This window comes from Emticicia soli (assembly GCF_037860775.1).
In the GTDB taxonomy this organism is placed as follows: domain Bacteria; phylum Bacteroidota; class Bacteroidia; order Cytophagales; family Spirosomataceae; genus Emticicia; species Emticicia soli.
This window is the reverse complement of the sequence record NZ_JBBEWC010000018.1, coordinates 80,492-92,359: the sequence shown is the minus strand read 5'-3', so window position 1 is coordinate 92,359 and position 11,868 is coordinate 80,492. Positions and strand designations below refer to the sequence as shown.

Genomic DNA, 11,868 nt, shown 5'->3' with positions numbered 1-11,868 from the left:
ATTAAAACTTCTTCACCTGTATTTGATGTCGCCTCAGAGTCTCCCGTGTGCGCCTGCCAAAGCCATGCATGGGGACTCTGAGGCGTAACTAATATCCTCGCACTCAGAGTCCCCTACGTGCCTTCGGGAGACTTTGAGTGGACGGAAATCATCCTATTTACCAAAAAAAAGTAATGAGCATTAAAACTTCTTCACCTGTATTTTCTGCTTGGATAAAAGTAGCTTGCTATTTTCTAATCATTATTGCCGCTGCATGGCTTGCTAGTAAAATAGAGATACTCGATAGCATATTTTTTTATTTTGGTATTGCTTTGCTATTAAGCTACCTGCTGCTTCGGGCAGAAGGCAAGTCTCTGCTTAGCCTCGGATTCAAACCGGAAAACCGATTGGATTTAAAGCACTTCTTTGTTGGGCTGCTCGTAGGCATTGTGGCTTTATTGATTAGCGGCGGAATCACGATATGGCTAAATGGCAGTCGTCTGGAATTTACTGGCCGCATAGACCCTGTTTTTCTCATTATTCTGCTATTAATTCATCTGTGGTCGTCGTTTGCACAGGAGTTTACTTACAGAGGCTACCCTTTTCAGCAATTACTAAAGGCTTATGGCCCTTGGGTTGCCCAACTAGCAATCACATTACCGTTTGCTGTTATGCATCTAAAGCTAAATACTCTTATTAGCTGGCAACAATTTCTGATGACATGGCTCACAACAGGCATAGGCTCAATTCTATACGGCATTTGTTACCTTAAAACCGGAAAACTGCTATTACCCATCGGCCTGCATCTGGGTTGGAATCTGGCACAGGCACTTCTGCCCAGGTCGCCCCAAGAAAGCAAAACTATGCTTTTTACACTCACACAAGACGAGCGACTTTATCATCCGACCAATGTGTTGTTGCCATATCTGGGTGTTAGTATTATAATGATGCTTATTATTTCAAACATGAATATTTCGAGGGCAGAATCATTAAAGGCCTAATACCTGTGGCACTAATTGTGTAGCCTTAATGTCCCCTCAGGGTCTCCCGTGTGCGCCTGCCAAAGCCAGGCAAGGGGACTCTGAGGCTTAACTAATATCCTTGCACTCAGAGTCCCCTACGTGCCTTCGGGAGACTCTGAGTGGACAGAAATTACCCTATTTACCAAAAAAAAAGTAATGACTCTTAAAACTTCTTCACCTGTATTTGATGTCCCCTCAGAGTCTCCCGTGTGCGCCTGCCAAAGCCAGGCAAGGGGACTCTGAGGCTTAACTAATATCCTCGCACTCAGAGTCCCCTACGTGCCTTCGGGAGACTCTGAGTGGACAGAAATCACCCTATTTACCAAAAAAAGTAATGAGCATTAAAACTTCTTCACCTGTATTTGATGTCGCCTCAGAGTCTCCCGTGTGCGCCTGCCAAAGCTAGGCAAGGGGACTCTGAGGCTTAACTAATATCCTTGCACTCAGAGTCCCCTACGTGCCTTCGGGAGACTCTGAGTGGACAGAAATCACCCTATTTACCAAAAAAAGTAATGACTCTTAAAACTTCTTCACTTGTATTTGATGTCGCCTCAGAGTCTCCCGTGTGCGCCTACCAAAGCCAAGCAAGGGGGATTTTGAGTTTAGGGGAAATATAGATATTTCAACTAAACCTCATCAAAAATTTATCAATCCGTCGTTTGTTTTCCTGCTGTAATAATGATGGATACAGGTTCATTAATACGTTTATGAGCATCATTATCATGCCAAACAAAAACTCGGCATTAATAAATTTCACCACAGCAAAAACAGCTACAAAGCCAAAGCCTGCAAAATGACTTATCTCCGAAAATGTCATTTCTTTGCGTAACTCAAGCATTTGAGCTGTTTCAATTCTACCTTTTATCTTGAGCTTTGGATTAAAGAATCTGAAAAAAGTATTTTTCACAATCCACCTGAAAGCATCAATACCAATTAATTTATTGGCACTGGCACCAGGTATAAAATTAAGGCTCGATAAGTTTTTGTAAGAAGGCGTTCGTGCCAGAATTGCCGTTACAATCATGCCCACAATCCACGAAATAATAGTTATTGAAACACTAAACGTAAAGTATTTTATAATCATAAACCCGAACACATTTATGCCCTCCACAAACAAGCATAGTGAATAGGCGTTTTATTTTGTTGATGCCAAAAATACGTAAAAATATGATGCATAGAGTAGTATAGCTTGTTGGAAATTTGTTCGCCTCAAATACTATAATAGCATTGTTATACCCCATTCGGAACCTGCCAAATACCCGCCAACTTAGCGTTTAATACTTGCCTTTTAGAAACCCTGAACAAACAAAGAGTGGTTTAGCTATCCAGTTATCGACCATAAATGAGCAAACTGCTGGTAATGCAGCATTGAAATTATACTTTTTGGCTACATCAAAAGTCGTTTTGACTACAGTATAAGATTTTACAATGCTGAACTTTGTACCGTTATAAACACGCACGCATTTGGTATTTTACAAAGTTTAACATGCCTTAAAACATAGGCCTAATGAAGCTAAACTTAACAATAAATAACAAAGTATTAGAAATGGCCGCTCACCCCCTAGATTCCCTTGCTTTGGCCAGTCAGCGGTGTAGCTTTATCAGAACCAGAAAAGGTATTGAAGCTTTTGGCTCAAAAATATAACATAGATAATTACCTGAACATAGGCAAAAGCAAAGAGTAGTTTCTTTAGTTTGAGATTAAACAATAAATTTTTTACTTAAATATATGGCATATAAATTATGAAAAATGAAACCAAAAACTGGACAGCAGATGATATTCCACAAAGAAACGAGGGCTTGGCTCTAATAACAGGTAGCACAGAAGGAGTTGGCTACGAAGATGCCCTGGCCTTGTTATTGGCAGGTTGGAGTGTAATAATAATGGGGCGTAACTCGCAAAAAGGAGCTGAAGCAATTGCCAAGATAAAACAAGTTAACCCAACTGCAAAAGTGAGCTTTGAAAAAATTGACCTTGCCAATCTTTCATCTATCAAAGATTTTGCTTCGAAAATGGTATCAAAAGGGCAAGCCATTAATCTTCTCATAAATAATGCAGGGGTAATGACCCCGCCTAAAAGACTCGAAACCGCCAATGGTTTTGAGTTACAATTTGGCACCAATCATCTTGGACACTTTGCTTTAACAGCCCAACTTTTACCTTTGTTGCGTAAAGCGAAAGACGCACGCGTTGTTACGGTGTCAAGCATTGCTAATCGTTCAGGGAAAATTAATTTTGCCGACCTCCAATCAAAACTATCATATACACCTGGGGTTGCTTACGCTCAGTCGAAACTCGCTAATCTCATGTTTGCGTTTGAACTCCAACGCCAAAGTGATATAAATGGTTGGGGTATACAAAGTTTAGCGGCGCATCCTGGTGTTTCTCGTACCAACCTACTTATAACTGGTGCAGGCAGATGGAGTTTTTCTGGTATGATGCGAACCTTTCTCCCTTTTTTGTTCCAATCACCAGCTCAAGGAGCATTACCAACATTATTTGCGGCAACATCGCCCGACGCAACAGGTGGTTCGTATTATGGGCCAAACAAATTGAGTGAAACCCGTGGATACCCTTCACTCTCAAAAATACCAGCACAAGCCGAAGACGAAAATGTTGCTGCAAAGCTATGGGAAGTATCGCAACAATTAGCAGATGTTAAATTTTAGCATAAACGGTTTTCTTGACGATTAACAATCAGAAGTTGTTTAGGATTATTTCTTTCGTCTAAAAATGCGTTAATTTGGCTACGCCTTCATCAAATAATAAGTTTAAACAGGTTCTATAAATAACATACGTTAAAACTAAACAAGAATGATAAAAAATATAATTTCTCTAGCACTACTACTCGCTTCGGCCGGGTTAAATTTCAAACATGGTTTAGATGCTTTCAAAACACCCACGCTTGAGCAACAAAAAATGATTTCCCAATTAGGTCTGAACGAGTCTGGTATGAAATATATAGGTATTTTTAGTATATTGATAGCCGTACTTCAGCTCATTCCTAAAACCTTCTTTTTGGGTAATTTATTAAATGCCTTTGTTATTATTACAATCATGGCATTTGCCATAAAGGCCGAAAATTATAGGATGGTATTGATTGAAATTCCATTTTTAATAATGCCTTTGGTAATGATTTGGCTTAAATATCCCTTTAAAAGTTAAACAACTTTTTAAAATGCAAAATACGCCCCCTCTAAAAATAAAAACCATAACTGATGGTCATAAAGTGGCTGGTCTCGCAAAACCAAACCATCCGCTCATAAGTCTTGTCGATGTATCTCAATTTAAAAGCCACACCACAGTAACTTCAGTTATTTTTGATTTCTATGTGATTTCGTTGAAACGTGGTTGTGATAATTTAATATATGGTCAGCAAAAATATGATTTTGACGAAGGATTAATGGCGTTTATGGCACCTGGTCAAATATTACGAGGAGAATCCGGTGCGCCCCCTCCTAACCTTACAGGATGGATGTTATTTATTCACCCGGATTTCCTATGGAATACCTCTTTGGCATCAAAAATAAAAAACTATGATTTTTTTAATTATGCCACAAACGAAGCGCTTTTCTTATCTGAAAAAGAGGAAATAACTATAAATGGTATTGTTGAAAACATCCGTCAGGAATATCATGCAAACATTGATACGTTTAGTCAAGAAATCATTATTTCTCAGATTGAGACGCTTCTTAATTACGCTCAACGATTTTACAACAGGCAATTTATTACCCGAAAAAAAACAAATCACCAAATATTGGAGCAATTAGAAACAATACTCAATCATTATTTTGAAGACGAAAATATAATTTCAAAGGGACTTCCCACGGTTCAGTATGTTTCAGATAAGCTCAATTTGTCGCCAAGTTATTTAAGGGGTCTTCTTACCTCACTCACGGGCCTTAGTACTCAGCAACACATTCATGAAAAACTACTATCAAAAGCCAAGGAAAAATTATCTACCACCCAATTATCAGTCAGCGAAATAGCATACCAATTAGGTTTTGAGCATCCACAATCTTTTAGTAAATTATTTAAAACGAAAACATTGGTTAGCCCATTAGAATTTAGAGAGCGTTTTAACTGAAATTAATATTACCCTTGCACTCAGAGTCCTCTACGTGCCTTCGAGAGACTCTGAGTGGACATAAAAACCCTATTTCTCCCCATTTCCTACCCCTTTTCCTCTCAAATTTACCATTTAGTAAATTCTTTTGCGGTTTTATGGTGGCTTAAGAACACAATAATTTTATTCAACGTAATTTAGATTATCGTTTATTCAAAAAGCAAAACATCATGAAAAAACTCTCCTTTTCAGGCATTTTAATGCTATTTTCTTTTCACATATTATTTGCTCAGTCAGGTACAATTCTACCTACGCAAGCCGATTTTTCGAACAATACTACCGCAGGCGGTGCTTATGCCGTTAGAGGTATTATTACAAGCACCTCACCGGGTGGTTTTTCGGTGGGTGTGCGTGGGCAAAACAATGGTACAAACGCAAACGGCATTGGTCTATGGGGCTCTCATGCCGGTAGCGGCTGGGGCGTTTATGGTACTTCGTTAAGTGGGTATGCACTCTATGGCTCAAGCGTGAGCGGCAATGCAGGTCGGTTTGAATTAACAGCCACAAACACCACAAATCAAGCCGTGCAAGTGTATAATGCTGGTATTGGTAGTGGTATTACGGTGCAAATGATAAATGCTTCTGGCGGCGGCCGAGGCATTGATGTTTCACACGCTGGTGTAGGGTCGGGCGTATTTGCTACAAGTTCAGGCGGTATGGGGCTTTGGGGTATTACATCATCAATATCGGCAGCAGGCGTAATAGGCGATAATACTTTTGGCGAAGCCGTAGTAGGCCGAAACCGTGGAGGCAACGGTGTTGGAGCAGTAGTAGGCCGAAACGATAGCACCGGCTATGGCGTAAGAGGGTTTAATACCAAAGGCGGTATAGGCGTGCTGGGGCAAGCAGGTATCAGTGGAGGAACAGGCATTGGCGGCCGCTTTGAAAATGTAAACGCAGCCAATAGTTCTAATGCGCTCGAAACAAGCACCAACGGAACCGGAGCAGGGGCATATTTCCGCAACCAGAATAGCGGGGGCAATGGCGCAGGGGCAATTGTTCAGAAAAGCAATCCGTACAGCGGCGGATATACAACAAACCCTAATGCTGATTTAGAAGTAAGGCATCCGATTGAGGGTTCTGGAGGTATGACAGGCTTACGGATATTCAATACAGGCGGCAATCTAAACTCCTGGACATTATATACAACCAATGCCGATGGTAATTTAGGCTTATATGCCAAAGGAAGTTATCGTGGTTACTTCAATCCTTCTACCGGAGCATATACAACGGTATCTGACAGCCGCCTTAAAAACAATATACAGGCTTATGGTTCTACGCTCGACAAACTGATGAAAATAGGCGTAAAATCATATCAGGCTATAAATTCATCTAAAACCGAAGTCGGTTTGCTTGCACAAGAAGCCTTGCAGTATTTTCCTGAAATTGTTTACTCTTACACCCACGATGATGGCCAACAGAACTATGCCATGGATTATTCTCGTATAGGCGTACTGGCTGTAAAAGCAGTGCAGGAACAACAAGCTATTATTGAGAAACAACAGGCCAAAATAGATGCCTTGGCAACAGAACTAGCCGCATTGAAACAATTAGTGGAAGCAAACCTTAAAAAATGAAAAGTATGAAAAGCATATATCAAATATTATTACTATCAGCCCTCGGCATTGGCTCTGCCAGCGCCCAGCTAGCCAGCGACACCCCCGCTCCGGCGGCTCCGGCGGCAGCGGCAGCCATCGGACAAACAAATACAAAAAACGGCAAACTGGCATCAGAGACTGACACCCTGAAAACCACCAAAACAGCCAGAACACAAGTGGCCGATAAAACCCGAAAGCTAGCATCGGAAGCAGAAGCACCTCGCAAAACAGCAAGGGTCAAGAATAATTAAAAATCCGCCCGTGCCACGGGTATACTCGTCCGAAAAAGCCCGTGGCACGGATATGCTTGTGGGGCGAACTTGCAGTTCGCCAAAATCCGGCAGGATTTTATAATCTCGTCCTAAGAAAGAAGTTTACACCCCGTGTCACGCTTATACTCGTCCGTAACAGAGCGTGGCACGGGTACTTTGGTATAGTTAAGTCTTAAACCCGCAGTATCTGTGCCAAACTACCCGTGCCACGGTTTTTTTCGGACGAGTATACCCGTGACACGGGGAAGCGTTAACTCAGCCCATCAGCATAATTATCTGAAACCGGAATAGCCGTATCGCCTATCATTACCTTTTTGCTGTTGAAACTCCTTATTTTATTCTTATTAACAATATAAGCCCTGTGCGTTTGCACAAATATAGAAGCCGAGAGTTCTTCTATCATTTTTTTGATTGTCGACCGAACCTTGTATTTTTTTCCATCGGTATGAATCACCAAATAGTTTCCATCTGACTCTATATAGTTTATTTCGTCAATCGCAAGCTCTACACTATACTCGCCATCTTTTACCACAAGTTTTGGTTGATAATTTGCCATACTTGCCGCCTGCCGAATAGTGATTTCGACCGATGCAATAAGGTCGCTGCTTTTGAATGGTTTTGTAAGGTACGAAAAAGGCGAGGTAGCTATTGCTTTTCCTATCGTTTCTACATTTGCGTAGGCCGTTAGATATATAAAAGGCACGGCATATTTGTCTTTTATTTGCTGCCCTAAACTTATACCATCCTGTTCGTTTTCGCCAAGATGAATATCCAGAATAGCAATCGTTATCGCTTCTCTCTTCAATATTTCTAAGGCTTCTTTGGCATTTTTAGCCTCCAGCACAGCAAAGCCATTCTCGAGAAGTACTTTTTTTGAAAGCCTTCGGTTCAGAAAATCATCTTCTACAAGCAATATTTTTTTTTGTTCCATGCCCAACTATTTAAAATAAACTGCTAATTCGAAACCATTTTTGCCAGTGCTCTCAAAAACCCCGTCTAATTGGTCAATCAGCCCTTTGATAATCTCTTGCCCTAAGCCTTTTTCGCTTGATTTATTAAAATCAAAACCATCGCCGTTATCGCAATAATAACATTTATATGCGGTTTCGGTTTTGGCAAATTCGATATTAATGATGCCGATACTCCGGTTTTTGAAAGCGTGTTTCATACTATTGCTTACCAATTCTACAATAATCAACCCAAGCGGAAGTGCCTTTTCGATGGAAAGCGTTTCTATTTCACAGCTAACATTTAGACTAATTTTCTTTTTGTGGTCGTCGTACGACTCCTTCACTAATGCCGAAAGCTCAGTAATATACCTTTCAAAATCTACATCATTCACATTATCTGTTACATTCAGTTTTTTGTGCAACAAGGCCATAGAATGAATACGGTTCTGGTTTTCACGAATCAACTCATCGATATTATTAAAATCAACCGATTCTTTCTGAATTTCCAGAATGCTTATTACGTGTTGCAAATTGTTTTTTACCCGATGCTGCAATTCTGATAATAATATTTGTTTTTGCTCGAGCGTTTTCGAAAGCTCTAGTACCTGCGTACTGATTATTTTGTTTTGCTTCTTTATTTGCCGATTATTTCTCACGAATAAAACAGAAGCAATTACAATTACCCCAAGTAAGCTGCCAATCAAAATTATTTGTTGATTTTTGGTTTCGATGATGGCTTCCTTTTTTCCATTCTGGTACTGCTCTTCCAGTTTTCGGGTGTTAACCTCCCTTTCTTCTTCTTGCAAAAGCTGTAGTTCGGCATGAAATTGCTTGAAATAATAATAAGCAGAATCTACCTTACCCATGGCTTCAAATATTTCATATCTTTCTCTACTTACAGCGATTTTAATCGGCAAAGGTATCTCTTTGTAGAAAACCAGTGCTGAATCGTTGTAGGTTAATGCAGCAGAAAACTTCTGCATTTTTAGGTAGCTTCTAGCTATATTATAATAGCTAACAGTCATAAGGTCATGGTTATCGGCTTTCTTGTAATACGCCAATGTGGGGTAGCTATTTTTTAATGCTTCAGCATAATTTTTATTTCTATTATAAAAAATAACCAGCAAGAGGTAAGAATCATTGAGGTCGGTTTCATTATGGTATTTTTCGGCATATTGTTTGGCCTTGTTTGCATAATAAAACATTGAATCAAGGTCTTCCTTCCAGCGGTAATAAGAGGCTTTTCTGATACAGTAGGTGCTATAATCTTGCTCAAGATTGTTTTTTTTGTACTTGGCATAAGCCAGGTTGAGGTACTTGTTACATAACTCAAGACTTGTGTTTTTCTCGTGTGCCAGCGCCATCATCAGGTATATACGGCAGCACAATGAGTGCAAACGTTCCTTTTCGGCTTCCTCTATTATGTCAATAAGTATCTTTAGAGGCTCGGCGGGCGAATTATGTTTTCTGTGTAGCAAAACCGCCTGTCGGTATCTTACCTCCAGCAATTCAGCCTTAGACTTTTTCTGCCCTTTGTAGTTATTTAATAACTTATAAAGGCTATCGGTTTTTCTTTGGGCAATATCAATTTGGCCATAGTTTATCAGGCTATCAATTTTGTTTATTTCTTTATCCAAACTAAAATTCTGCGCCTTGGCCACGTGGCCAAGCCCAAGCACAAACAACACAATAAACAGCCTTTGTAACTTCATGTAATTTTAAAAATCAAATTTTGGTTAAAGCCAAACAGCCCATAAGGTCTTCAATTTTTAGCCTGCCCCTGCCTGCTTATATATTAGAAGTTGTTTGAGTTAATCTTGTTTTGCTCAAAACGGCCCTTTTCCACAAAGCCTGCGTTGCCAAAAATAGCACATTTTGATTCAAAAAATTTAACTCAAACAACTTCTTCATGCATAGGCCTTGCTAAAAATTGCAATTTTCAGCAAGGCCTATGCATTAACCCCCAAAAGTAAAGTATAGCAATTAAATAAACGCTATTGGTTATTGAAATTGCCTTATAAGAGTATGTTTAAATTTTATTATTCTGACCGAAAAGGACATATTTTTAAGTCAGACAAGGCGTCATTTTGCAGATGTAGCCGGCAGCTACATCGAAAAAATGCAACGCAGTATGGCTTAAAAAGATGACTTTGGAGGTCGAATGATAATTTTTAAACATACTCTAACAAGTGCATATCTTTTTTTATAAAGCTTCAACTTTTAAAGACGAGGTAAAATCGTTAAAATTCAGTTTGTTCAAATCGGCGGTATCAGCCGTAATCACTACTTTATCGCCCGTAGTTTTCCAGTCTTTATAAAGCGTTACCTTATAACCTTTCATAATTTTAAGCGAACTCACAATATCATTAAATTCGGTCTGGGTTATGTCGTATGTTCCTACACCAAAAGATTTGGTTTTGCCACCGTAATTAAAATGCTCGTATATAGTAAGCACGTTAGCTACCGGAGCTACCTCTTTACCGTTTACCTGCACATGGATTCCTGAAATATTATTGCCCACAGCACAGTCGTCAAACTGAACCACCAAAATACGGTTTTCGCCGGGAGCTACTTTGTCTTTAAGATTGGTCGACGAAAACTGCGAGCCTTTGCCCACTAAGTCTGATTTTTCATCAAAAGTACCATTCGGGAATTTTGAATTGAAAAAATAGATTCTGGCTCCGTCGTCGGCGTTATCGTATGAAACCTTAAAATCGGTAACAACAGTATTTGCAGGCACGTTTACAATGGTTTGAAAATACGTAAAATCAACTTCTTTTCTGCATTTAAGGGTCGAGGTTCTTTTCATAAACACATTTCCCTTAGCATCTAGCGGAGCGGTTTTCCAAGCTGCATCGTTTTTGGCAGGCATTTTTGCCAATTTGTAAGCACTTGGGTCGCCGGCAAATTTACCTTCATGCGCTTGCACGCCTTCGTTGCCCTCATGGATTTCCCACGGGCTTACAGCAACCTGAGCATTGGCAAAAAATGCACTCATAAGCATGAGTGAAGTCATAAAAACTGGTGATAATCTCATATTATTTATATTGTATCATTATATGCCTACTCTTTTTCCGCATTTTCGGCTTACTGCGCTTTTCAGATTAACTAACGATAATACACATACGAACAGCCAGACATGAGGTATTCTCAGGCTGATTAAACAATTGACTGTTCAGGTAATTATACAATGCACCATAGGCTTTACTGTTTGCACTGTTTTTATTGTTATCGTACCAATACATTCCCGAGGTAGTTTCTTTCTGCCCTACCGTAATTACTTTAATGGCCTCTCCGTTGTTGAGCTTGGTAGTGCGCAGGTTTTCGGCCATCCATACCCGATTGTTTATACTTACTGTTTTATAAGTATTACCATCGGCATCTTTTACCGTACCGCTTTGTGCCAAGGTTTTGAACGGTTGAAAAAAAACAGCGACAAAAGAAGAGAAAAGAAGTGCCGTCTTGGCTAATTTCAATGTTTTTTCATTAAGTGTTGGATGGTTTCTAGGCATTTTTCAGGTTTTGGTTTAAAATCTACAGCTAAATAAGAATTTTAATACTTGAATAGCAGCATCATGTATTGATGGCTTGCTGCATCAACATTTGCCTCATCAGCATATAACAAAGGTATTTTTTGGGATGTCAACCTTAAAATTTCTGGGATAGAATGCCGATTTTAGGGATAGAATTCAGGGCATCGCCGTGGCACGGGTAAGCTTGTGGGGCGAACTTGCAGTTCGCCAAAATCCGGCAGGATTTTATAATCACGTTCTAAGGAAGAAGTTTACACCCCGTGTCACGCTTATACTCGTCCGTAACAGAGCGTGGCACGGGTAGTTTGGTATAGTTAAGTCTTAAATCCCAATACCCATGCCAAACTAGCCGTTCGCACCCGTTCTCGTCCGAGTATAGGCATGGCA

At 39.9% G+C, this 11,868-nt stretch carries 11 protein-coding genes; 6 read left to right on the top strand and 5 right to left on the bottom strand.

Features of this window, described 5'->3' with window-relative positions:
- Positions 1 to 173: 173 nt before the first annotated feature.
- Positions 174 to 980 carry a CPBP family intramembrane glutamic endopeptidase gene (locus tag WAE64_RS22800; RefSeq protein WP_340240176.1) on the top strand — a complete coding sequence of 269 codons (807 nt, stop codon included), beginning with the start codon at positions 174 to 176 and terminating at the stop codon, positions 978 to 980.
- A gap of 643 nt (positions 981 to 1,623) precedes the next feature.
- Here the strand turns inward: WAE64_RS22800 and WAE64_RS22795 are convergent.
- On the bottom strand, positions 1,624 to 2,085 hold the full coding sequence (locus tag WAE64_RS22795) for a glycosyl-4,4'-diaponeurosporenoate acyltransferase CrtO family protein (RefSeq protein ID WP_340240175.1): 462 nt from the start codon (positions 2,083 to 2,085) through the stop codon (positions 1,624 to 1,626).
- 659 nt (positions 2,086 to 2,744) lie between these two features.
- Here WAE64_RS22795 and WAE64_RS22790 point away from each other — a divergent pair.
- The 5 genes from WAE64_RS22790 (at position 2,745) to WAE64_RS22770 (ending at position 6,977) form a co-directional block, all read left to right on the top strand.
- A complete protein-coding gene (locus tag WAE64_RS22790) occupies positions 2,745 to 3,671 on the top strand; it encodes an SDR family oxidoreductase (protein ID WP_340240173.1) in 927 nt (308 codons plus the stop codon).
- A 145-nt stretch (positions 3,672 to 3,816) separates the two neighbouring features.
- Positions 3,817 to 4,167, top strand: a complete 351-nt coding sequence (locus WAE64_RS22785; RefSeq protein ID WP_340240171.1) for a hypothetical protein — start codon at positions 3,817 to 3,819, stop codon at positions 4,165 to 4,167.
- 13 nt (positions 4,168 to 4,180) lie between these two features.
- Entirely contained in the window at positions 4,181 to 5,089 is a 909-nt protein-coding gene (locus tag WAE64_RS22780; RefSeq protein WP_340240169.1) for a helix-turn-helix domain-containing protein, read from the top strand.
- Positions 5,090 to 5,298: 209 nt separating this feature from the next.
- Entirely contained in the window at positions 5,299 to 6,705 is a 1,407-nt protein-coding gene (locus tag WAE64_RS22775) for a tail fiber domain-containing protein (protein ID WP_340240167.1), read from the top strand.
- A 5-nt stretch (positions 6,706 to 6,710) separates the two neighbouring features.
- A complete protein-coding gene (locus WAE64_RS22770; protein WP_340240165.1) occupies positions 6,711 to 6,977 on the top strand; it encodes a hypothetical protein in 267 nt (88 codons plus the stop codon).
- Positions 6,978 to 7,248: 271 nt separating this feature from the next.
- Here the strand turns inward: WAE64_RS22770 and WAE64_RS22765 are convergent, their stop codons facing one another.
- The 4 genes from WAE64_RS22765 to WAE64_RS22750 form a co-directional block, all read right to left on the bottom strand.
- Positions 7,249 to 7,929: a LytR/AlgR family response regulator transcription factor gene (locus tag WAE64_RS22765; RefSeq protein ID WP_340240164.1), complete on the bottom strand. Its 681-nt coding sequence runs from the start codon at positions 7,927 to 7,929 to the stop codon at positions 7,249 to 7,251.
- A gap of 6 nt (positions 7,930 to 7,935) precedes the next feature.
- Positions 7,936 to 9,660 carry a histidine kinase dimerization/phosphoacceptor domain -containing protein gene (locus tag WAE64_RS22760; RefSeq protein ID WP_340240163.1) on the bottom strand — a complete coding sequence of 575 codons (1,725 nt, stop codon included), beginning with the start codon at positions 9,658 to 9,660 and terminating at the stop codon, positions 7,936 to 7,938.
- 491 nt (positions 9,661 to 10,151) lie between these two features.
- Entirely contained in the window at positions 10,152 to 10,985 is an 834-nt protein-coding gene (locus WAE64_RS22755) for a hypothetical protein (protein ID WP_340240160.1), read from the bottom strand.
- A 67-nt stretch (positions 10,986 to 11,052) separates the two neighbouring features.
- The gene (locus WAE64_RS22750; protein ID WP_340240159.1) at positions 11,053 to 11,460 is read right to left on the bottom strand and encodes an FISUMP domain-containing protein; all 408 of its coding nucleotides are present in this window, start codon (positions 11,458 to 11,460) and stop codon (positions 11,053 to 11,055) included.
- Between the last annotated feature and the right edge of the window lie 408 nt (positions 11,461 to 11,868).